Raw genomic sequence first — 22,916 nt, 5'->3', positions numbered from 1 at the left:
AGGGCTTTCACCCTTGTAAAAGTTAGGTGCCTTGACTAGATACGTAAAAGTCAAAACACCTCGGTTAACTTTTCAAAAATAATACAAAGACTGACAAGGTAGCTCTTTTACCTTTTCTGTCTCTTGTTTATTTCTTGTAAAAGTTAGGTGCTTTGACTAGATACATAAAAGTCAAAAACGAGAAAGACTTAAACAACATTTTTTTGAAAAATGATTGCAAAAGCTAGTCTCCTTTTTTACCTTCTTATTTTTTGGTTAAAGAATTGACGATGGGATGGGTGATTTTTTGGTCAAAGAAACTGATAAACGGACCTGTTAAAAAGGCACTAATAAATGTTCCAATACCAATTGGTCCGCCAAAAACAAAGGCCACTACACTGAACGCAACATCTTGGATCACTCGAATAACCCGGTAAGGGGCTCCTGTTTTGTCCACAATTACTGGTGCAATTGCATCGTATGGCGCATTGCCTAATTCTGCCCCCATATATAATGATGCACCAAAACTAAAAAGCAAAATACCAATTACCAAAAAGAGCAATTGCATCAAAATATTGTGGGCAACTAAATTTAGACTGGTAAAAATTTCCGTATAAAAATCAATGAAAAAACCTGCCAGCACCATATTGATGACGGTACCGATGCCGATGTATTTTTTTCCGAAAATAAAGATCAATACCAAAATGATAATATTTACCATCAGTTGATAGACGCCTAGTGATAAACCAAGTTTGCCCCCGAGTGCAATATTTGTGGACGTATAAGGATCTAAACCAACTTTTCCCATGCGTAAAGTGGTCGCCCCTAATGCTAGTATCGCAACACCTATTAGCGCTACAAGAGAGCGGATACCAATTTCCTTTTTATTCATGTCGTGCCTCCAGCCTGATTTTAAAATAGCAATCGTTTCATTTAGTTATTATTTTGTCAAAATTATCGCAAAAGTGCAAAGATTTGCCTTATATCAAGTATCTTATCGAGCAAAAGCGCATAAAAAATACGCAACCAATCAAAGTTGGTTACGCATTTAAATTTAGCAATCTTAATCCCGCCGATTACCACCAAAAATTAAAATCAAGCGCAAGAGTTGCAAGAACGTTGCTACAGCGGCAGCAACATACGTTAAAGCAGCGGCAAATAAAACTTTCCGCGCCATCGGCAGCTCTTCTTCTGTTAACAAATTCCCGTTACTCAAAATTTTCAATGCCCGAGCTGAAGCATTGAATTCTACTGGTAATGTTACCAATTGGAAAATTAGTGCCAATGAAAAAGCCCAAAGTCCAATCGTAACCAGTTTTGGCGCACTTAAGAAAAAGCCAATTAAAATAATCGGAAATGCCAAAGTTGAACCAAAATTTGCTACTGGTACAATGGCAGCGCGTAAACGCAACGGTACATAACTTTTTGCATCTTGAACCGCATGCCCACATTCATGGGCGGCTACAGCAATCGCGGCTACCGAGGTAGATTGCGCCGTTGCTTCTGATAGACTTAACATTTTTGTTTGAGAATTATAATTATCGGTCAAATTTCCGGCAATTTTTTGCACCCCGACGTCGTTAATGTCTTGATCATTCAAAATATACTGGGCAGCTTGTGTCCCTGTAACATTATTGCGGCTTTTCACTTCATCGTACTTTCTAAAGGTACTATTTACATAAGCTGATGCAATCCCTGATAACACCAACCCGATAATCACTAAAATCATTGTTGGATCAAAAAACGGCATAAAGCCATAACCCATTCCATACATCGTCGTTTCCTCCCTCACAGAATCAAATAAGACTTGTCTATCTTTATTTTACCATTTTACTCATGAAAATATTGTGAAGAGAATCAGAAGGAATTTTATAATTTTTTGACGAATTCTGACTTTAATTTCATTGGACCAAAACCATCCACTTTACAGTCAATATTATGATCCCCTTCAACTAAGCGGATATTTTTTACTTTTGTACCTTGTTTAATGGGATTTGAAGCCCCTTTGACTTTTAAATCTTTAATAACAGTGACACTGTCGCCATCTTGTAATAAATTGCCGTTTGCATCTTTTGCAACTACGCCCTCTGCTGGTGACTGTGCTTCTTTTGCTGCACTCCATTCATGACCACATTCAGGACAAACAAATAGGCCGCGATCCTCATAGGTATACTCAGACCCGCATTCTGGACATTTCGGTAATTGTGACATTTCATTTCTCCTTTAAAATTTTTTCGTAGCTTTCATTTTACCTAAAAAAACTGGTGGTGAAAAGACTTCATGAAAATTATCTCATCTGGAGAATGTCACTTTAGAAGGCCACTTCATTTTTAACTTTTAAACTTTTTAGCGGTATGGATTATATAAACCATAGCGTTCTTTTTCAGCACTGGAAAATTGCCGCATAGCAGCAACTACTTTAACTGCCTCAGGGCTCGTGTAAGTAGCCAATTTTTCATCTACTTCTTTTAGATTTTGCTGCAAACTTTCAATTTCAGCTAAAACATTTTGCCGATGTTGTGCTAAAAGGGCGCATCGTTTGGGAATACTTTTTGTCCCTTCCATGCAATAATCAATATAGACTTTAATCGTTTTAACTGGCATACCAGTATCTTTTAAACAACAAATAGTTTGAATAAAACCTAAATCCGATTCGGTAAACACACGGTACCCCGCTTCATTTTTTGAAACAAAAGGTAACAAGCCTGCTTTGTCGTAATAACGCAAGGTATAAACAGATAAACCAAATAGTTCTGCGACTTCTTTAATGGAATACATTATTTTTACTCCTTTTTTGTGCAACTTACTTTCCCTAGAGTGCACTCTAGGGTTTACACTCACTATAGTAACAAGTTAAAACAGATGCAAGTCATTCAACTTAGGAGGAATACACATGTCAAAAAAGATTCTCGTTACGGGGGGAACTGGCTTTTTAGCCTCCCATATTATTTTTCAACTATTGCAACAAGGTTTTGCTGTCAAAACGACAATCCGTCAAAATAACAGCCAAGCAGCTATTCTTGCTACTATAAAAGCAAACGGTATTTACGATACCTCACAACTGTCCTTTGCAGTAGCAGACTTAAATCAAGATGCCCATTGGGAAGAGATTATGGCAGATTGCGATGGTGTGATTAGTGTCGCATCACCTGTCTTTTTTGGTAAAGTTTCCAACGAACAAGAAGTGATGAAACCAGCCCGTGATGGCATATTGCGGATTTTAAAAGCCGCCAGCAAAACCGGAGTCAAACGCGTTGTTATGACCTCAAATTTTGGTGCAGTGGGCTTTAGTAATTTGGATAAAAATAGTTGGACCACCGAAGAAAATTGGACTGACGAAAATCAAGCCGGTCTCTCTTTATATGAAAAATCAAAATTATTAGCTGAAAAAGCTGCTTGGCAGTTTATGAAACGTGAAAAACCCAATTTTGATTTAGTTGCCATTAATCCGGTCGCTATTTTTGGTCCATCATTAAACGGCCATGTCTCCGGTAGTTTCGACTTATTAAAAATGTTATTGACTGGGTCTACAAAACGCTATCCTAATTTACCTTTAAATGTTGTTGATGTTCGCGATGTCGCAGCAATTCACATTCTGGCAATGCTAACACCAGAAGCTGGCGGACAACGTTTTATTGCATCTGCAAATGGGATAATCACTATGGCTGAAATAGCTGCACTAATAAAAAAGGAACGGCCTGCATTAGCAGCCAAAGTCCCTCAAAAGCAAATTCCAAATTTTTTAATCAAGTTAGCGTCTCACTTTAACACAACCGCCCAAGAAGGGGCTTTGTTCTTACAGATGAATCGCAATGTAAAAAATGATAAAGCAAAAAAACAATTAGGTTGGCAACCACTGGCAGATAGCAAAACTGCGGTCTTAGAGGCTGTTGATAGTTTGGTAGCACAAAAACACATTGAGTAGAAGACTTTTGCATTTTTTTAGTTGGTGATCTGTCGTTTTTATAAAAACAGCATAACCTTCTAAGGTATTTTCTTCACTAAAAAACACTGAATAAAAGAGGACATCCCCCTTTTCATTCAGTGTTTTATTTCTTATAAATAAGAAAGGCGAAACGAATCCTTCAGCCCTGAAGCTGGCCCGTGCTAAAATTGGCAATCGCTGTTTTCACTTGTAAAAATTTTAGCAGCAATTTTGTAAAAGCGCCTGCTTAATTTAAAGTTATCTGTTATGACCTAGCTTTTTTTATAAGTCTTCTAATCCGTCTTTATTCAAAAGCTTAATCTGATAGCCTTTTCGCAAAATCAGCTGTCTTTTTTCAAGCAACTTCATTTTGCGGGAAAGAGTTTCTGGCGTAGTTCCCAAAAAAGCCGCCAGTTCTTTCATTTTCATAGGAATTGTAACCTCATCACTATTTTCGGCAATGCTCAAATCCAACAAGTAGACAGCCAAGCGTTCTTCAATTTTCTCCATCGTTAAAAATTGACTTTGCTGTTCTACTTTTGTCATTTTCTTGGCATTAATTTCTAAAAGTTTCAAGCTGAGCTTTGGATAATCTATCAGTAACTGTTTAAAATCAGCTTGTTTCAAGATGCAAACTTCTGTTTCTTGCAGTGCTTCGCTAAACAAGTTGTCATTGCTAGCTCCAAAAAGCAAGTTCTCACCTTCATAGCCCCCAGGTTCTACCACGCGCAATAATTGTTCTCTTCCAGCTGCTGATAGTTGATAAACTTTTAAATTACCACTGGCAACAATCACCAGTTGCGCTTCACCAGTCGGCGTTGTGATTTGTTCGCCTTTTTGAAAAACTTGATGATGCAGGAGTTGATTAATTCTAGCCTGATCTTCTTTATCTAAATGATTAAATAAAGGCACCAGTGTAACACATAAGTGATCAAAAACCACAAGCTCTCCTCCTTTTTGGAGCTAATTAAACGTTAGTCGTCGTCATCGTCATCTTCTAGCAGTAAACCTTCTAATGCGTCATGACCGATAAAACTTTGAAAAAGACGACTCTGTCCTTTTAACCAACCGTATAAATCTTGCAAAAATTGCATTAAAGCAAATTTTTCTTCTTTTTCAGCCAATTTTATCCCACGTACCACAAATAAATTTTGCGTATTAAAATCTTGCACTGCGGAAAATAAAATAGAATCTATTTCTTCATATTTTAATTGTCCGCTTTCTTCTAACATCGTATATTGCGTAAATTCGGCTGTTGTCGTGGGAATGACTTGACCTTCATCTAACAACAATTGATTTAAACGGTCAAATAATTCGTCTTCTTTTTTGATAATAGCGGCAATTTCAACACTAAAAGCTTTGCCAGGCCCCTTTAAATAGTAATTTATTTGACGTAATTTATTACGTTGGATAAACAAGTTAGCTAAGATGTGTCCACTCATGGCCCCCGCTGTTGGTATATGGTGGTCTTTTTCACTTTGAATTAATTCTGCTTGATATTTTTCTGCTGCATTCATAATTTAGTCTTCCTTCACTTTAATAGATTGCACTTCATAGCCTAATTTTTCGATTGTATCTGCTAGTGCTTTGCCACTTACTGCTTTTGGATCAATTTCTGCTTTAACTTTGCTGGCGTTAAATAAAACTTTTACTTTTTTTACTCCTGCCTTTTGACTGACCGCACTTTCGATTTTTTGTAGACAAGAGGGACAAGTTAGCGCCCCTAATTGAATAATTACTTTTTCCATCAGATATTCTCCTTTTTATGTTTTATGGTACTTATTGTAAAACTTCTGTTGGATTAGAAACTTGATAGCTATCAAGTTTTCCCACTTTAAATGGTAATAGGCGCATACCATTTGCAATCACGACTAAAATACTTAATTCGTGAGCCAACATACCACTGGCCATGTAAATGTACCCAAAGATTAAACCGACTAATAAAAAAGCTACCGTTCCAATCGCAATGGCAATATTTTCCTTCATATTCCAAACTGTTTTTTTCGTTAAAGCATACGCATGAACTAGTTTGGTAAAATCAGAGTTCATTAAAACCACATCCGAAGTTTCAACAGCAACATCGGTCCCATTCCCCATTGCAATTCCAATATCTGCTAGGGCGATAGAAGGACTGTCATTAACCCCGTCCCCAACAAACGCCACCTTATGACCATTTTTTTGCAATTTGGTGATAAAATCTGCTTTTTCGGCTGGTAAGAGCTCGCCGTGAACTTCAGTGATTCCCAATTGTCTTCCGACAATCTCAGCCGCTTTTTTATTATCACCGGTCAACATGACTAAATTTTTTACCCCCATTTGCGTTAGCTGTGCAAGTGTTTTTTGGGCTTTCGGACGCACTTGATCTTTAATACCTAATAGCTGTGATAACTTTCCATCTTGTGCCAAATAAACTAATGAATGGCCACTTTCTTGTAAATAACTTTGATCTTTTGCGGCTGCGTCAATCCTTATCCCTGCTTCTTGTAGTAGTTGGGCGTTGCCGACTAACACCTCATGATTGTTTATCCGAGCTTTAATACCACGACCCTTTAAGACAACTGTTTTTTCCACCGGTAAATAACTTGCAAGAGCTGCAAACTGAATAACAGCTTGTCCTAGGGGGTGATCTGATTGTCTTTCAACGCTAGCTAATAGGCGCAAATTTTCTGCTTTATCACCATAATAGTTGTAAATCCCACTAACTGTGGGTTTTCCTGCCGTTAACGTGCCGGTTTTATCAAAAACAAAAGTATCTACTTTGCTAAAGGTATCTAAAACTTCGCCGCCTTTTAACAAGACCCCAAATTTGGCCCCATTGCCAATTCCAGCCACATTGGAAACAGGTACGCCAATGACTAATGCTCCCGGGCAGCCGAGTACTAAAATGGTAATAGCCAAGGATAAATTCCAGCTAATCAGTCCTACAACTAAAGCCAAAAGTAAAACAAATGGTGTATAAAACTTCGCAAAACGATCAATAAAGCGTTCGGCCTTTGACTTGGAATCTTGGGCTTCTTCGACTAATTCAATAATTTTGCCAAAGGTCGTATCTTCACCAATTTTTTGTGCTTCTATTTGCAACGTACCATTTTCTAAAAAGGTGCCGGCAAAAACAGTAGCTCCAGCTTCTTTGTGCACAAATTTAGCTTCGCCGGTGACACTGGCTTCATTTAAATAGCCCTCTCCTGAGGTGATAATGCCGTCAACAGGTACTTGACCTCCTGTTTTAACCAATAACTGATCAAAAATTTCAACGTCATCCACATCCACTTCGCTAATTTCATCATTTTTAATGACAAAAGCTGTCGTAGGTGCCATTTGCGTGAGTGTTTTGATCGCCAAACGGGTCTTAGCCAACGTTTTTTGTTCCAGCCAACTGCCAAATAAGAATAAAAACGTCACAATAGCCGACTCATTATATTCTCCAATCAAAAAAGCACCGATAACTGCTATTGACACCAATAAATCGATGCTAATGACTTTTACCCGCAATGCTTGATACGCAAGGATAAAAATTGGCAAACTGCCTAAAATTGCAGCTAGTGCCATGAAAAGACTATAAGCGGTTGTAAAATGTGCGAGCTTACTAATAAAAGCCAGACTAATCAAAACGCCCCCTAAAAAAGCGAGTTGGTTTTTATGCTGCAAAACCTGTTGTTGATATTTCATACTCTCTCCTCCTATTTTGTCAGCAAAAGCTAAACAACTTCCGCCAAATTTTCTGATGATAGCTTTGTTACAAGCAAAATTATAAAAGTGACCCTAACTGACAAAAAAGTAAAATTTATTTTCTTAACTTGCCCTTAGTTTAACGGTTAAAATCACCAGCGTACTTGATGGCAATCAAGTTATCTTACTTTTTTTAAATAAAACTATAATTTTTGAGCATAACCTTTTTATATAACAAGGGTTCTTGCTAAGATAACAACAACAAAGGAAATTATTTTTTCATAAATTTATATAGGAGTTGATTTTTTTGAAACAAACAAAAACTAGCAAAGAAAAGCAATGCAAAACTTTTACGCCTCGAAATGAATTTGAAGCACGTCTTTTCAAACGCTTTGAAAACTATGCTGCAGCAGAAAATACAAATAAAAATAACACCGCATCTATTAAACAAGAACGACAAAAATAAAAAACGTAAGAATCGGCTACTTAGCTGATTTTTACGTTTTTTACATCCTGTGGTGATACGGTTGTTTATTTATGGAATTTTTGATAAATTTTTTGACACTTCTCATAATCCAAGTCTGAAAATGTCGTGACGATAAAATCAGAAGCTAAGTCCAATTGGGGATAATCTGGATTGGCAAACCCGATTCCCACCATTCCAGCTTTTTTTACGGCAATGCTGCCATTGGGTGAGTCTTCTAGCGCTACACAATTTTGTGGTGTGACGGCTAAGCGTTTTGCCGCTAGTAAGTAAACATCTGGTTCGGGCTTAGAATATTCAACTTCTTCGCCACTTGTAATTACTTCAAAGTCCTGATAAATCCCAATTTCTGTCAACGATTTTTCTATCTCACTTAACGGTGAGGAAGAGGCCACTGCTAACTTCACTTTTGCCGTTTTTAATCCTTTAACGAAGGCCGCAGCTCCTTTAATTGGCTTAGTACCATCTCGTTTTACTATTTCTTGCCGGCGCTTCACCATTTCAGCGCTATAATAAGCTGGGCTTTGTGGCAGTGCTAGTTCCTTTTTCATAGTTTCCCAAGTGTATTGGTAAGAAGTTCCCATGAATTTACTGTGATAGCTGCTGGGAACAGTGATTCCTTCATCTTTTAAAATACTGTCTTTGGCTTCAAAATAGCTATATTCTGAATCAATCAGTACACCATCCATATCAAAAATAATTGCTTCTAACATATTCCACCAAATTTCTGTTTAAATTTTATCCGAACAAAGCGCTTCTTCACTTAATTCTCCTTTTGCGATCCAAGCCGCACCACCGGTTAGAAAAAGTTGCTTGGCTTGTACCTGCACTTCTAGCTTACCACCTAATGTTCTTAATGCAACCGGATTTTTAAACTGATTTTGCCGCTGTTTTACAACGTAGGCTACAGAAGCTGAACCTGTGCCGCAGGCTAAAGTAAAATCCTCTACCCCTCGTTCATAAGTACGAACAATTACCACGTCTTCTACAATCTCATAAAAATTAACATTCGCACCTTTGGGCAATTCTTGCCAGTTACGCAGTTGTTTGGCTAATGGTCGCAAATCAGCTAAGTCTTTTTCAGCTAAATTAGAAACAGGCATCACCAAATGAGGAATAGCAGGATTGCCTAATTCAACATAATATACCGTCTTTTTAGCAAAGTTTTTTTCTTCAAATCTCGTTACATCATTTAATTGCACTTTATAGGTCGTTTTATTTAAGTGCCAAGCGGGTACCATTCCGGCCATCGTTTCAATTTTCATTTCTGCTGGAGCTAAATTTTCTTCATAAGCATATCGGGCAATACACCGGGCACCATTGCCACACATTTCTGCTTCAGTACCATCAGCATTGTAAAAACGCATGCGAAAATCGCCCCCTGCTTTGGCTTTGTCTACTGCCATGAGCGCATCTGCTCCTAATGAAAGATGCGCACGACATGCACCTTTAGCAAGTTGGCTTAATTCGTTTTTACTTAACTTTAGCGCAAGGTTATTGATGATGATAAAATCATTGCCCGCTCCTTGCATTTTGACAAAAGGAATTTCCATCTGCTTGCCCCCTTAGTTATCTTTTCACTTCATTTTGAATCATTTGAGCATAAGTTTGTCGTTTTACAACCACCTGTTCGTGGCCATCTTTAACAAAAACGACTGCGGGTAATGGTAATTTATTGTAATTACTCGCCATTGAATACCCGTAAGCTCCGGTTGTAAAGGTTGCAAAAATGTCGCCTGCAACAACTTCTGGAAGGGATAAATCTTTCACCAATAAATCTGTACTTTCACAGGCTTTACCAGAAATGGTTACTTTTTGGCTCAGTTTTTCGTCAACTTTATTGGCTACAATCCCCGTATACTCCGCTTCATAAAGTCCTGGGCGGATATTGTCGGTCATACCGCCATCGATACTGACATATTTTCTTAAACCAGGTAATTCTTTAATCGCGCCAATCGTATGCAATGTAATCCCCGCTTCGGCGACAATGCTACGACCGGGTTCAATTACGATTTCTGGGACGACCAAATTATTTTTCTGACAAAATTCTTTGGTCAATGCCATGACTGGATCTAAAAAGTAATGATAGGGTTTGCGCACATCTTTTTTGGTATAACAAACGCCAAACCCGCCGCCATAGTTCAACTCTTTAATTTGATAATCGTAGCGTTTTTTCACTTCAAGCATTAAATTCAAGGCAACTTTGCAAGCTGCGATATGAGCACTATTATCACTTAATTGACTTCCCACGTGAAAATGAAATCCGTAAAATTCCAACTCTTCTGAAGCGAACACTTTTTCAATTTGTGGGTATAAAATTTCTGGTACTAAGGGAATCCCAAATTTAGAATCTTTTTGCCCAGTTGAAATAAAAGCGTGGGTCTTAACATTGACCTCTGGGGTAATGCGAAACATGATCTGTGCTTTCTTATGCAGCTTGCGGCAAATACTTTGAATCAAGTCCACTTCTTGTAAACTATCCACAATAATTCGACCCACGCCATAATCAATCGCCATTTCTAATTCTGCCACTGACTTATTGTTTCCGTTAAATTCAATTTTTTCTGCTGGAAAATCAGCAGCGATTGCCGTGTATAGTTCCCCCCCAGAAACCACATCTAAAGACAAATTTTCTTGATTGATTAATTGCAACATCGCAATCGTATTGAAGGCTTTACTCGCGTAGGCTACCCGCGTATGGGGATATTTATCTAAAAATTGTTCTTTTAGGGCCTGGCATTCTTTTAGAATTAGATTTTCGGAATAAACATATAACGGTGTGCCATACTTTTCAGCCAATTTAACCATGTCACAGCCATCCCAATAAAGATGACCATTTTTACTTGTACCTAGAAACATCTTTTCACGCCCCTTTTTCATTTAAAACATTGATTAAATCCACGTAACATTGAATACCGCCTAATAAATTCTTTTCATCAAAACGCAATTTGTTACTATGCAGCGGATATATAGCATCTTTGGCTTCATTGCGAATACCGACAAAGAAAAAGAGACCGGGAATTTTTTGTTGGAACATTGAGAAATCTTCTGCTAATAAATAAGGTGCAGATTCAAGATAACTATCTCCTGCCACCACTTGTAAAGCATCCACCATTTGGGCGTCATTATCTACGACGCGATACATATGATTAAAATCAACTTCAGCTTGGCAATCATAAGCTTGTGCGATATCGGTCGCTAAAGTTGTGACCCGATTGGTTAATTTGTCATAGACTGTATCTGAAAATGCGCGGGTTGTACCATGAAGTTCTACTTTTCCGGGAATAATATTCATTGCGTCCCCACCGTGAATTTCGCCAAACGTTAAGACAGCTGAATCAAGTGGACTTAAATTACGTGAAACAATTGAATGCAGGCCTTGAATGATTGCCGAAGCTGCTAAAATTGCATCAGCTCCTTGTTGCGGCTGGGCACCATGGGCACTTTTACCATAGACTGTGATATTAACTTCACCATTGCGGGCCATCATACCACCTTTTTTACACGCAATAACGCCTTCTTCAAAATCTGGAAAAACGTGTAAACCTACAATTTGTTCCACTTTAAATTTTTCCAAAACACCCGCGTCAATCATCAGCTGCGCACCACCAGGGCCTTCTTCAGCTGGTTGAAAAATCAAAACAATCGTTCCGATTATTTCATCTGGATGCTCACTTAAATACTTTGCAAAGCCTAACATCGTCGCCATATGGCCATCATGGCCACACGCGTGCATTCGTCCTTCGTGTTGGGAATAAAATGCGACACCACTTTCTTCTGTTATCGGCAATGCATCAATGTCTGTCCGAAAAGCTAAAGTTTTTCCTGGCTTGCCGCTACGAAAAACAGCCACTAAACCCGTATCTAAAACTTCATGGACTTCCCTCACACCAAGACTAGCTAGTGCGCCTTTTAAATATTGACAGGTTTTAAATTCCTGTAAGCCCAATTCAGGGATTTGATGTAGATCTTGACGGAATTTCGTTACTTCTGGCAATAATGCTGTGATTTCTTTACGGATTTCCATTTTGACTCACCCTCTTTTGAAGTTTTAAACCTGACTTTTAATCAAATCAATTCCACAGGTAGTTTTTAATGATCAACTTACTCGTTCACATTTTTAACTGTATGAATCATTTTTGCAATTTTTATCAAAAATGGTCTAACAGCTTAATTTTGATCGCTGTTTTTTTATTTGGTAAAAATTCACGTCATAGCAACTTTTATTCTCTCTTTTTTTAAAGAAATTGTTTTTCTGTCAATTTTCTTATTATTTACATTTGCAAAAATATTCATTATTTACAGAATAAACTTGGCTATTTCTTGCTATTATAGTATATTATTTTGTAAATAGTTGAAAATTCCGTATAAAAAATATTTTCTGAATATTTTCTTAATTTCTCTCTATTTTACCTAGAAAAAACTAGAAAGTAAATATTTTAAAAAAAGGATGTGTTAATATGGCAATTTTTACAGGAGCTGGCGTTGCCCTTGTTACCCCAATGAAAGCAGATCAAACGGTAGATTTCGATAAGTTAAAACAACTCGTGGATTGGCAAATTGCACAGGGAATTGACGCGATCATTGCCTGTGGCACAACCGGTGAAGCCTCTACTCTGGTAGATGAAGAACATATTGCAGTAATTGAAACAGTTGTAAAACAAGCTGCCGGACGCGTCCCTGTTATTGGTGGTACTGGCTCAAATAATACGCAACATGGCATTCACTTATCAAAAGAAGCCCAGCGTGTAGGCGCAGATGGACTGCTTGTCGTTACGCCCTATTACAACAAAGCCACAGACAGTAGCCTAATAAAACATTATGAAGCAATTTGCAACAGCGTCGACATTCCGATTATTCTATATTCCATCGCGGCAAGAACAGGATTAAATTTAAGCCCTGCTATGGTAGCAAAATTAAAAGAACTTCCAAATGTTGTCGGCATTAAAGAAGCCAGTGGCAACATCTCTCAGGTGGTGGAAATTTGTGGTCTGGCCGATGATGACTTTGCCGTTTATTCGGGCAATGACGATCAAGTCTTACCGTTTTTATCGGTTGGCGGTTTAGGTGTCATTTCAACTATCGCCAATATTTTACCTGCTGAAACTTCCCAAATGGTACATGACTTCTTAAAAGGGGATATAACAGCAGCTAAAAAAACCCAAATTGAGCAACTTCCTTTAATCCAAGCTATTTTTAAAGAAGTGAATCCTGTCCCTGTTAAGGCCGCCGTTAATCTTTTAGGAAAATGTGACCTGAATTATCGCCTTCCATTAGACAAACCCGAACCAGACACGTTACAATTATTAAAGACCGAAATGAAAAACTACGGTTTACTTTAACATGTCGATTACCAATTAAAAAAGCTGTGCCTTTTGGTTCAGCTTTTCTTATTTTAAGCTTTAAGATTAAATGTTGAAGGGAGTTTTCCATGAAAAACGTGTTATTGAGTGGCTGTCATGGCAAAATGGGTCAAGTTTTGCAAAAATTAATTACAGCACATCCAGATTTACAAGTTGTCGCAGGTCTTGACCACACCTTAGATAAAGAGGCCGATTTTCCCGTTTATGCTGCTGCAGCTGATGTAGTCGAAAAAATAGATATCGTGATTGATTTTTCTCATTACAGCGCCGTACCTGCTTTAATCAACAGCTGTGTTGCTAAAAATTTGCCCATCGTTATTGCTACAACCGGGCTAACAGATGATACAAAAGCCATGTTGCCTGTAGCAAGTCAAATTATTCCGGTGTTTTATTCTGCCAATATGTCGTTAGGGATCAATGTTTTAATTAAAGCCTTACAGTCTGTGGCCCCTGCTTTAGAAAACGATTTTAATATTGAAATCATCGAAAAACATCATAACCAGAAAAAAGATGCTCCTAGTGGTACAGCACTGTTACTCGCCGATAGTATTAATGATTCCTTAACTAAACCAAAGGACTATCTTTTTGGCAGAGCTGGCAATGATTTAGAAAATCCTTTAAGTCAAATGGGAATTCACGCTATCAGAGGTGGCAGTATTCCAGGTGAGCATACGGTAATTTTTGCCGGTTCAGATGAGATTTTAGAGTTTACACATACTGCCTTATCCCGCGACATTTTTGCTAACGGTGCCCTAAAAGCAGCGGAATTTTTATTAAAGCAAAGTGCGGGCTTATATAATATGCAAGATTTATTAGCCTAAAAAATAATTTATTAGGAGGTTAACAAATGTCAGATTTACACTTTACTGATCCTTATGCACTAGCTAAATATATTAAAGATGCCGAGAAAAAAACGCCGGTAAAAGCTTATGTTCGCGGTAATTTTGGTGGTTTAAGCCACGACAAAATAAAAATATTTGGTGATTATAATTCTTGGGTACTCATTGGGGATAATCAAGACATTCAGGAATTCTTGAAAAAATATCCTGAAAAAATTGAAGATCTCTACATTGAAAACGATCGGCGCAATTCTGCAGTCCCATTACTGGACTTAACCAAAGTTGATGCCCGAATCGAACCTGGTGCTTTTATTCGCGATGAGGCGGTAATTGAAAAAAATGCGGTAGTCATGATGGGGGCTGTAATTAATATTGGAGCTGTGGTCGGCGAAGAAACTATGATTGATATGGGCGCAATCTTAGGTGCCCGCGCAACTGTAGGAAAACGCGCGCATATTGGAGCTGGAGCTGTCTTAGCGGGTGTTTTAGAGCCACCTTCAGCAGATCCAGTTGTAATTGAAGACGATGTTTTGATTGGCGCAAACGCCGTTGTCTTAGAAGGCGTTCGCGTTGGCAAAGGGGCGGTTGTAGCAGCTGGTTCAGTCGTAACAGCAGATGTTCCAGCTATGAGCGTTGTTGCTGGTTCGCCTGCAAAAGTCATTAAAACAAAAGACGAAAAAACTGTCAGTAAAACCGAATTTCTCGATGATTTACGGGGATAAATCGCCCTGTTTTACTGCAATAAAAATTTCTGCACTTTATTATCAAAAAGACACATTAGTTTGATAATAAAGTGTCTTTTTGTGTGCTATCTTGTTTTATACTTAAAATTTCTTCGTTAATGTAATATTTCCTAACACAAACAGTAATTAATTTTCAGAAAATTTCTAAAATTGCCACGAAATACTGGAATTCAGTAAAATGACGTGTTACGATTTCTAACATAAAGAAATGGAGGAATGCAAATGAATACAGGAAATATTGCTTTTATCATTATTTGTACCGGTTTAGTTTTCATTATGACCCCCGCTTTAGCCTTTTTTTATGGTGGGCTTTCCCGTCAGAAGAATATTTTAAACACAATGATGATGTCGATTTGTACATTGGGACTAGCTTCAGTCATTTGGATTTTAATTGGTTACAGCCTTTCTTTTAGCGGCACTGGCCTTTTTATTGGAAATTTAGATAAACTATTTTTCCAACATGTCTCCATGACAAAAGGTGACGGTATTCCAGAGGGTCTTTTCGCTGCGTTTCAAATGATGTTTGCTCTCATTACTTCAGCCATTTTAACAGGTTCCGTCGCAGGCAGAATGCGTTTTTCCGCTATCTTCTTATTTCTAGCTGTTTGGTTAGTTGTTGTTTACGCACCAATGGCTCATATGGTCTGGGGCGGTGGATTCTTAGATAAAATTGGATCTGTCGATTTTGCCGGCGGGAATGTTGTTCATATCAGTTCTGGTATTTCTGGTTTAGTTTTAGCGATTGTTTTAGGTAAGCGAAAGGAAGTCGAACATATTCCCCATAACATTCCATTTGTTGTTTTAGGTACCGGCTTGTTATGGTTAGGCTGGTTTGGCTTTAACGCCGGTAGTGCTTTAGCAGCAGACAGCCTAGCAATTCACGCTTTATTAACCACCAACACGGCAGCTGCCGCTGCCATGCTTTCATGGATGGGATTAGAAAAGTTAGTGAATGGCAAACCATCAATCGTAGGTGCATGTACCGGGGCTGTTGTCGGGCTTGTGGCTATTACCCCAGGTGCAGGTTTTATCTCCATGCAGTCGGCACTACTAACTGGCGTGTTAGTTAGCCCGGTTTGTTATTATGGTATTCGTTTTGTGAAAGAAAAACTTGGCTTTGACGATGCCTTAGATGCTTTTGGCTGTCATGGTATCGGAGGAATTTTTGGTGGAATTATAACAGGTATATTTGCTGACCCTAGTGTTGGCGGACGCAGCGGTTTAATTTTTGGCCAAACAGATTTATTCGTCGCACAACTTCTTAGTATTGTTATCACCATTGCCTTTGCAGGTACGATGAGCTTTATCATCATCAGTATTATCAAAAAATTCATCCCATTGCGGGTTTCTGAATTAGACGAGTTGCAGGGAATGGATCAATGTGAGCACAACGAAGAAGCTTACAATACGACTTTGGGATTAGATTTAGACTAATCAGCTAGCGCATATCAAAATTTTAAACAAAAAAATACACCTGCAACTTTTATCACTCGGCCATTTGGTACGTAGCGATAATCAGCAGGTGTATTTTTTATTTGTACTAAAAATGAAGGTGATTCTTACTGTTTGATATACTTACGACAAGCAGCCTGAATTTCTTGATAAATTTCAGCAACTTCTGCTAAGTCTTTGGCGTTGGCACCGCTAGCTAGAGGATGCCCGCCACCGTGATGGCGTTTAGCGATTTCATTAATTACTGGACCTTTTGAACGTAAACGTACCCGGTAATAGCCTTCTGGTTGTTGGACGAAAATCCCCCAAGCTAGCGTGACATCAATTGTTCCAGGTAAAGATACAACATGGGAAGTTTCTGAATCTACCACACTAAATTTATCTAATAACTCTTGGGGTAAAATAACCCGTCCTGCGCCGTTTTCATCCACTTCAATATTTTCATAAACATAGCCAGAAAGCTTCGCTACCTTCAGGGAAATTTGTTGCAACTCACGATTTAGCTTGGCTGCATCAAAACCAAAATCCAGTAATTTACCGGCAATTTCTAACGTATAAGAAGTGGTCGCTGGATATAAAAAGCGCCCAGTATCGCCAACGATTCCAGCATACAATAATCGTGCCGCTGCCACACTAATTTTTAACACGTCAGGAAATGAAAAAGCAAAATCTGCAATCATTTCACTACAACTGCTGGCCTTGGTATTGACCCAAACTAAATCTCCATAAGGCTCATCATTAGGATGATGATCGATTTTAATTAATTTAGCACCATTGGCATAACGCTGATCACTAACTCGCGGAGAATTGGCCGTATCAGTGACGATTACCAATGCCCCTTCATAAAGCGCATCTGCTACTTCATCCATTTCTGCCAAATAGTTCAACCCTTCAACCGGACCACCGGCTTGATAAATTTCTTTTGTCGGAAAACTGGCACGCAGAACTTCCGCCAAACCAACTTGTGACCCTAATGCATCGGGATCTGGTCGCATATGACGATGGATAATAATTCGATCGTATTCTTCAATTGCTTTTAAAATTTCATGTCTGATATTCATTTTCTCACCTTAACTTATGGTCGCTCTAAAACTTGGCAAGTAACGATCGCCAAGGCCGCCAATGTATTTTCTAAATAAACTTCAATTTCCAACTTCGCGCTCCGCCGCCCCAACTCTAACATGCGGGTATGAATTGCTATTTTACTCTCCAATTGAATCAGACGCAAATAATGCATATTCACTTGTTCAATCCAGGTATTGCGCCGTTGTTGTTGCAGTAAGGCACGCTTTGCTGTATTAGCAACAATTTCATTTAAAACACCAAAAGAAATCGTTCCTACCTCATTGACCATTTGCGGCGTAACTGTAAAAGTATAATAGGGTTTATCCAATTTATGGCCTTCACTATCTTGGTCTATCAACTGAATATCGCCGGTAATTTGATCCGAAATGGTATCTGCGATTTGTGGTTGCCGCTGCACAAGTTGCATCGCCTTCATGACATCTTGGCGGGAAACAAGCCCTACTAACCCTAAGTCATCAGATACAACCGGCATAACTTCTAGGCCGTCCCAAATCATTTGATGACTGACAGAAGCCACACTCATCTCCCGCTTAACGTAACTGATTTCTTTTGTCATGACTCGTTCAATCGCTTGATTATCTTGTTTTTCCAAGATATCTTTTGGCGTAACAATACCCACCAAGCGCATATTTTTATTAACGACTGGAAAACGAGAATGCGTTGTACTTTCGGCTAAACGCTTATAATCTTTAACCGTCGCAGTGATATCTAAATAAGATGTTTTTTCTAGTGGCGTGAAAATATCACTCACTAACATAATATCTTTTTTAATCAATTGATCACTTAAAGCACGATTAATCATCGCTGCCACAGTAAAAGTATCATAAGTTGTCCGCAAGATTGGCATTTCCACCTCATCAGCTAGCCGACAAATCTCACTTGTAGTATCAAAGCCACCGGTAATTAAAACGGCCGCACCTTCTTTTAAGGCCAAACGATGCACACCTTCGCGATTACCAACAATCATCAAAGAACCCGGTGTGATATAACGGGCCATCGCATCTTCTTTCATGGCACCAATCACAAACTTATGTAAAACCTTATTTAAACCGGCTTTACCGCCTAAAACATCCCCTTCAATAATTTGGACAACTTCACCAAAGGTTAAGCGTTCAATGTTTTTCTTTAATTTCCGTTCAATTCTAATGGTACCAACTCGTTGAATCGTTGAAACTAAACCGATATTTTCAGCATCTTTGATCGCCCGATAGGCAGTTCCTTCACTAACATTTAGTGCTTTGGCAATCCCGCGGACAGAAATTCTGTCCCCCACTGGCAAGCTTTCGATATGAGCCAAAATTAAATCATGTTTTGTCGCCATTTTCCCACTCCTAGTTACGGTGTAAAATTTTCTACACAGCGCTTATTAACCTCTTTGTCATTTCTTATAAAGTCATACTTTCTCCCACTTCAAGCACCTTGCCCACGCCAACTGGTAAAAGAGCTGCAAAGGCTTTAGGATCTTGTTCAATCAACGGAAAAGTATTGTAATGAATCGGCACTACTTGTTTGGCATTTAATCGTTTCGCCGCCGACGCTGCCTCAGTAGGCCCCATCGTGAAATTGTCCCCAATGGGTAAAAAAGCGACATCTATTGAAAAAGCGGCCCCAAAAAGTGCCATATCGCCAAAGTTTGAAGTATCTCCTGCATGATAGATTGTTTTACCTTCTGCTTGAACAATAAAGCCTGACGCTTCCCCCAAGTAAAGCATTTGGCCGTCAACTTCATAACCGGAACTATGTTGGGCGTGGACCATCTTCACCCGACCAAAAGGAAAATCAAATTTGCCACCAATATTCATACCGTGCGTGTGCTTTACGCCATTCTTTTTGGCAAAAGCACATAACTCCACCATGCCAATAATAGTCGCATCTGAATTTTTGGCTATTGGTACCATATCTCCGACATGATCTTCGTGTCCATGAGTTACCAAAATATAATCTGTTTGTACTTTTTCTGCTACTAAATCTGTTTTAGGATTACCAGTAATAAATGGGTCAAATAATAAATCCGTACCATCCTCTAGTTTGACAGCGATTACGGAATGACCGTGATAGGTGATTTTCATCGTTTCTCCCCCTTACTTTGTAAAATAAAACTAATACAGTTTTTACTTTTCTATTGTAACAGACTTAAACAGAAAAAGGCATGAAAAAAAATCGGAATTAGCAGAAATAGTCCTTTTGCATTCCGATTTTTTAAACTGAGAAAAGATCAGCTCTATGACCAAAGCCTTCTTGCCCCTTAAAAGAGATAAAAAATTTTATCTGGCTTATAAAAAAGTATCACTCTAATCGCAAAACCAATAAAAAATATACGTCATCATTTTATTATCTGCTGTATTGCTGCGCTAATGTAAAATTACCCCTAATTAATCCTTCAAGCTAAAAATTCCCCAACTGCATGAGCAAGTAATTTTCTACCTAGCTTATTCCTCTAGCTAAATTATGCCGCAAACTTTACGAAAGTATTTCAACTTAATGATGGCTATTTTCAGCTTTTTTTTCAATCGTTTCAACAAATTGTACCAATACTTCGACAAAACTTTCATCTGCATCCAGCATCGCATTTTGAAAATAACCCAACTGGCTCAAACTAACATAGCCATGAAGAAGACTACGAAATCCTCGACTTTCCATCAAAACTTCTTCTTCAGATAATCCAAAAGAGAAAAGGAGCTGGGACAATAAGACTGTATTTTTCCGCCCTGCTAAAAGGAGTGCGTCATTATTGAAGCTTGGAATCGTATTTAACAATTCATAAACCGCTTGATACTTCAAAGCAAAAGTCCGATAAGACTCACCATAGGTTAATAAGGCTGCTTCTTTTGTCTTGCCCATCAATTGCGTGGTCAAATATTCATGTAATTTTTCATGGAGAAAAATCGCAGTATGAACTTTTAAGTCCGTTAAATTCTTAAAATGATTGTATAAAGATGGTGGTTTAATCCCTAACGCTTCAGCTAAGCGGGGAAATGTTACTTGGGCTAAGCCCATTTTTTCTGCTAATGCAATATAGCTCAAAATGATTTTTTCCGGTGTTAAATCCCGCCGTTTCATAAAAGCCCCTCCTCGCAGCTATTTTATCATAAAGCTGTTTAAACTACTAACGATAGTTGACAAACTACGAATAGTAGTTTAATCTATGGAACGAAAGTGAAGTGACTGTTTTGACAAAATTTAAAAATTATTTTGCCAGTGGTGAGCTCTGGCAACGCAACCTCCTTATTTTATGGTTCGGTAGTTTTATGACTGGAATTGGCTCTAGTTTAATTTCACCTTTTTTATCATTATACGTAGACACTTTAGGAGTCTTCACAAAAAAGGAATTAAGTTTCCAATCTGGTTTAATTTTTGCTAGCACGTTTATTACCATGGCGATTGTTTCACCTTTATGGGGCAAGCTAGCCGATCAAAAAGGGCGCAAACCCATGTTACTTCGCGCTAGCTTAGGTATGGCCATTATGATTTTTTCCATGGGCTTTGTCACGAAGGCTTGGCAATTACTGATTTTACGCCTTTTATTAGGTGCTTTTTCTGGATACACCAGTAATTCAGTTGCCTTAATGGCTATTATTACCCCAAAAGAGCATTCTGGTCGTGTACTTGGTACTCTTTCAACCGGGACTGTAGCCGGCACCTTGTTAGGTCCGTTGTTTGGTGGTGTTGTGGTTGCCCATGCCGGTTATAAAATGACTTTTTGGATTACTGGTATCATTATGTTTTTTGTTTTCTTATTGACCGTCTTTTTTGTCAAAGAACATTTTACGCCAAAACCAAAAGACAAAGTTTTAAGTGCTAAAGCGTTAACCCAAGTGATTGACCATCCTAAAGTAATTATTGCCATGCTTTTGACTACGACGATTTTGCAATTAACCGATAAATCCATTAGCCCAATTTTAAGCCTTTATGTTCGTCAGCTCGTACATAATCCACAACTTGTTACCATTTACAGCGGTATCGTTGCCTCTGCTCCAGGGGTCGTCATGTTGTTTTTTGCCCCTTTATTCGGGCGTTTAGGTGACAAAATTGGCCAATATAAAATTTTACTTTTTGGCCTTGTCTTATCTTTTACCATCTATTTGACATTAGGTTTTAGCCACGCAATTTGGCAAGTTATCTTGCTGCGGCTGTTTATCGGTGTGAGCGATTCGGCACTAGCCCCTAGTGTGCAAATTATCTTGTCGCAAAATAGCCCCCAAGAAGCAACCGGACGGATTTTTAGTTATAACCAAACGATGCAGTCTATTGGCGCTATTGGCGGACCTTTAATCGGTTCGACTGTATCAGCTTACTTTGATTATCGCTATGTCTTTTTTGTATCTGCCTTATTCATCGTTTTAAATATTTTGAACTATGCAACAAATTTCCCCCAATTAAAAGAAAGCAGGTATTAATATGATTGAAACCCTCAATTTAAAAAAATGCGCTTTTGTCGCGATTGATTTGCAAAAAGGAATTTTAAACAGCGGCACTTTAACTCCTTATTTGGCTAGTGAAGTTCTTCAAAAAAATGAGCAACTAGTAGCTGCGTTGCTTGAAAAACTTGGCTTGGTCGCTTTGGTTAAAGTAGACGCCACTACTTTTGGTTACTTGAATTTTGATTTAAAAAAGCGCCAACCTTTAACATTAGCCAAAGATTATGACGAACTTGCTCTTAAAATAGAAAATTCAACTAAAGCAAATGTCGTTACCATTACCAAACACAATCCGGGGGCATTTTTTGGCACAGATTTGGATTTGCAATTACGCCGACGGGGCATTGATACCTTAATTCTAACTGGCGTGGCAACAGAAAATGGTGTTTACGCTACCGCTTTAGATGCGTATCAATTCGGCTATCGTGTCATTGTAGTGGAGGATGCTTGCAGTAGCCGCGATGAAGAATTACATCGCATCTTCATGACAAAACTTTATCCCAAAATAAGCCTCGTCACTTCCAGCACTGAGCTATTGGGCACATTTGTCTAAAAAAGTTGCGTCACGAAATTGATTTTTAAACTTCCAAAAAAATAGACGGGATAATTAATTTTGTGTAGCTAAATAGAAATCAATTTGTGCAACAAAACTAGCTACTATAAGAAAAAGGAAAAGCTAAAGGAATCTTTCAGTCCTAGACATCAAGCTAAGATTTTGGCTCATGTCATTAAGAGCTTATGCGTAAAGTATGACACTTAGAAAGTGGCAGGCAGTATTAAAGCAGTCAAATCAGTGTTTTTCTTAGGGAAATTTATACTTCCTTTATAGATGACAAAAAGACCAGAAAATCCGAAAGTTGTTTTTCAAGCTTTCGAAATTTCTGGTCTTTTACTTGTAGCTGTATACTTCTCTCGGATATTTTTAGACAGCTAGCCTTTTTATAATTTAACCGGTGTT

24 protein-coding genes are annotated in these 22,916 nt (G+C 38.4%); 8 read left to right on the top strand and 16 right to left on the bottom strand.

What is annotated here, in order from left to right; genetic code table 11:
* Window positions 1–244: 244 nt before the first annotated feature.
* The 4 genes from JZO76_RS13940 to JZO76_RS13925 all read right to left on the bottom strand — a co-directional run bounded on the left by JZO76_RS13940 (window position 245) and on the right by JZO76_RS13925 (window position 2,760).
* On the bottom strand, window positions 245–871 hold the full coding sequence (locus tag JZO76_RS13940; protein ID WP_206905847.1) for a YczE/YyaS/YitT family protein: 627 nt from the start codon (window positions 869–871) through the stop codon (window positions 245–247).
* 171 nt (window positions 872–1,042) lie between these two features.
* Window positions 1,043–1,753, bottom strand: coding sequence for a zinc metallopeptidase (locus JZO76_RS13935; protein ID WP_206905845.1), 711 nt, complete (start codon window positions 1,751–1,753; stop codon window positions 1,043–1,045).
* 95 nt (window positions 1,754–1,848) lie between these two features.
* The gene (locus JZO76_RS13930; RefSeq protein ID WP_206905843.1) at window positions 1,849–2,190 is read right to left on the bottom strand and encodes a zinc ribbon domain-containing protein YjdM; all 342 of its coding nucleotides are present in this window, start codon (window positions 2,188–2,190) and stop codon (window positions 1,849–1,851) included.
* 135 nt (window positions 2,191–2,325) lie between these two features.
* Window positions 2,326–2,760, bottom strand: coding sequence for a MerR family transcriptional regulator (locus JZO76_RS13925; protein ID WP_206905884.1), 435 nt, complete (start codon window positions 2,758–2,760; stop codon window positions 2,326–2,328).
* Between the two features lie 112 nt (window positions 2,761–2,872).
* Here JZO76_RS13925 and JZO76_RS13920 point away from each other — a divergent pair, with 112 nt between their 5' ends.
* On the top strand, window positions 2,873–3,904 hold the full coding sequence (locus JZO76_RS13920; protein ID WP_206905841.1) for an SDR family oxidoreductase: 1,032 nt from the start codon (window positions 2,873–2,875) through the stop codon (window positions 3,902–3,904).
* A gap of 282 nt (window positions 3,905–4,186) precedes the next feature.
* On the opposite strand, the gene JZO76_RS13915 is transcribed toward JZO76_RS13920, so the two are convergent.
* Genes JZO76_RS13915 through JZO76_RS13900 form a run of 4 tightly spaced genes read right to left on the bottom strand, consistent with a single transcriptional unit; the run spans window position 4,187 to window position 7,573 of the window.
* Window positions 4,187–4,846 (bottom strand): Crp/Fnr family transcriptional regulator, encoded by a 660-nt coding sequence (locus JZO76_RS13915; RefSeq protein ID WP_206905839.1) that lies wholly within the window; start codon window positions 4,844–4,846, stop codon window positions 4,187–4,189.
* A 32-nt stretch (window positions 4,847–4,878) separates the two neighbouring features.
* Complete coding sequence (locus tag JZO76_RS13910) at window positions 4,879–5,421, bottom strand: ferritin-like domain-containing protein (RefSeq protein WP_206905838.1); 543 nt, start codon at window positions 5,419–5,421, stop codon at window positions 4,879–4,881.
* Between the two features lie 3 nt (window positions 5,422–5,424).
* Window positions 5,425–5,652 (bottom strand): heavy-metal-associated domain-containing protein, encoded by a 228-nt coding sequence (locus tag JZO76_RS13905; protein ID WP_206905834.1) that lies wholly within the window; start codon window positions 5,650–5,652, stop codon window positions 5,425–5,427.
* Window positions 5,653–5,683: 31 nt separating this feature from the next.
* A complete protein-coding gene (locus JZO76_RS13900; protein ID WP_206905830.1) occupies window positions 5,684–7,573 on the bottom strand; it encodes a heavy metal translocating P-type ATPase in 1,890 nt (629 codons plus the stop codon).
* Between the two features lie 307 nt (window positions 7,574–7,880).
* On the opposite strand from JZO76_RS13900, the gene JZO76_RS13895 reads away from it, so the two are divergent.
* Window positions 7,881–8,039: a hypothetical protein gene (locus JZO76_RS13895; RefSeq protein WP_206905828.1), complete on the top strand. Its 159-nt coding sequence runs from the start codon at window positions 7,881–7,883 to the stop codon at window positions 8,037–8,039.
* Between the two features lie 65 nt (window positions 8,040–8,104).
* On the opposite strand, the gene JZO76_RS13890 is transcribed toward JZO76_RS13895, so the two are convergent.
* From JZO76_RS13890 to JZO76_RS13875, 4 genes are read right to left on the bottom strand one after another with little or no spacing between them, the layout of a single operon-like run.
* Entirely contained in the window at window positions 8,105–8,770 is a 666-nt protein-coding gene (locus JZO76_RS13890) for an HAD family hydrolase (RefSeq protein ID WP_206905826.1), read from the bottom strand.
* 18 nt (window positions 8,771–8,788) lie between these two features.
* Window positions 8,789–9,610: a diaminopimelate epimerase gene (dapF, locus tag JZO76_RS13885; protein WP_206905823.1), complete on the bottom strand. Its 822-nt coding sequence runs from the start codon at window positions 9,608–9,610 to the stop codon at window positions 8,789–8,791.
* Between the two features lie 16 nt (window positions 9,611–9,626).
* Window positions 9,627–10,916: a diaminopimelate decarboxylase gene (gene lysA / locus JZO76_RS13880; RefSeq protein WP_242595916.1), complete on the bottom strand. Its 1,290-nt coding sequence runs from the start codon at window positions 10,914–10,916 to the stop codon at window positions 9,627–9,629.
* Window positions 10,917–10,920: 4 nt separating this feature from the next.
* Complete coding sequence (locus tag JZO76_RS13875) at window positions 10,921–12,084, bottom strand: M20 metallopeptidase family protein (RefSeq protein WP_206905816.1); 1,164 nt, start codon at window positions 12,082–12,084, stop codon at window positions 10,921–10,923.
* 433 nt (window positions 12,085–12,517) lie between these two features.
* Here JZO76_RS13875 and dapA point away from each other — a divergent pair, with 433 nt between their 5' ends.
* From dapA to JZO76_RS13855, 4 genes are all read left to right on the top strand, one after another.
* Window positions 12,518–13,399 carry a 4-hydroxy-tetrahydrodipicolinate synthase gene (gene dapA, locus JZO76_RS13870; RefSeq protein WP_206905814.1) on the top strand — a complete coding sequence of 294 codons (882 nt, stop codon included), beginning with the start codon at window positions 12,518–12,520 and terminating at the stop codon, window positions 13,397–13,399.
* An 89-nt stretch (window positions 13,400–13,488) separates the two neighbouring features.
* Window positions 13,489–14,241, top strand: coding sequence for a 4-hydroxy-tetrahydrodipicolinate reductase (gene dapB, locus JZO76_RS13865; protein ID WP_206905810.1), 753 nt, complete (start codon window positions 13,489–13,491; stop codon window positions 14,239–14,241).
* A gap of 26 nt (window positions 14,242–14,267) precedes the next feature.
* Entirely contained in the window at window positions 14,268–14,981 is a 714-nt protein-coding gene (dapD, locus tag JZO76_RS13860; protein WP_206905808.1) for a 2,3,4,5-tetrahydropyridine-2,6-dicarboxylate N-acetyltransferase, read from the top strand.
* A 243-nt stretch (window positions 14,982–15,224) separates the two neighbouring features.
* Window positions 15,225–16,436 (top strand): ammonium transporter, encoded by a 1,212-nt coding sequence (locus tag JZO76_RS13855; RefSeq protein WP_206905805.1) that lies wholly within the window; start codon window positions 15,225–15,227, stop codon window positions 16,434–16,436.
* 125 nt (window positions 16,437–16,561) lie between these two features.
* Here the strand turns inward: JZO76_RS13855 and JZO76_RS13850 are convergent, their stop codons facing one another.
* From JZO76_RS13850 to JZO76_RS13835, 4 genes are all read right to left on the bottom strand, one after another.
* A complete protein-coding gene (locus JZO76_RS13850; protein ID WP_206905804.1) occupies window positions 16,562–17,515 on the bottom strand; it encodes a DHH family phosphoesterase in 954 nt (317 codons plus the stop codon).
* A gap of 14 nt (window positions 17,516–17,529) precedes the next feature.
* Window positions 17,530–18,861 carry a DRTGG domain-containing protein gene (locus tag JZO76_RS13845; protein WP_206905799.1) on the bottom strand — a complete coding sequence of 444 codons (1,332 nt, stop codon included), beginning with the start codon at window positions 18,859–18,861 and terminating at the stop codon, window positions 17,530–17,532.
* A gap of 64 nt (window positions 18,862–18,925) precedes the next feature.
* Window positions 18,926–19,609 carry a metal-dependent hydrolase gene (locus JZO76_RS13840; RefSeq protein WP_206905787.1) on the bottom strand — a complete coding sequence of 228 codons (684 nt, stop codon included), beginning with the start codon at window positions 19,607–19,609 and terminating at the stop codon, window positions 18,926–18,928.
* Window positions 19,610–20,018: 409 nt separating this feature from the next.
* A complete protein-coding gene (locus tag JZO76_RS13835) occupies window positions 20,019–20,600 on the bottom strand; it encodes a TetR/AcrR family transcriptional regulator (RefSeq protein WP_206905786.1) in 582 nt (193 codons plus the stop codon).
* Between the two features lie 110 nt (window positions 20,601–20,710).
* Here JZO76_RS13835 and JZO76_RS13830 point away from each other — a divergent pair, with 110 nt between their 5' ends.
* Together JZO76_RS13830 and JZO76_RS13825 are read left to right on the top strand one after the other, a co-directional pair.
* Window positions 20,711–21,937 carry an MFS transporter gene (locus JZO76_RS13830; protein ID WP_242595915.1) on the top strand — a complete coding sequence of 409 codons (1,227 nt, stop codon included), beginning with the start codon at window positions 20,711–20,713 and terminating at the stop codon, window positions 21,935–21,937.
* Between the two features lies 1 nt (window position 21,938).
* Entirely contained in the window at window positions 21,939–22,511 is a 573-nt protein-coding gene (locus tag JZO76_RS13825) for an isochorismatase family protein (RefSeq protein WP_206905785.1), read from the top strand.
* Window positions 22,512–22,916 lie beyond the last annotated feature (405 nt).

Source organism: Candidatus Enterococcus myersii (assembly GCF_017316025.1).
GTDB lineage: Bacteria > Bacillota > Bacilli > Lactobacillales > Enterococcaceae > Enterococcus_C > Enterococcus_C montenegrensis.
The sequence above is the reverse complement of the archived record's forward strand: the minus strand, read 5'-3'. Positions and strand labels throughout refer to the sequence as shown.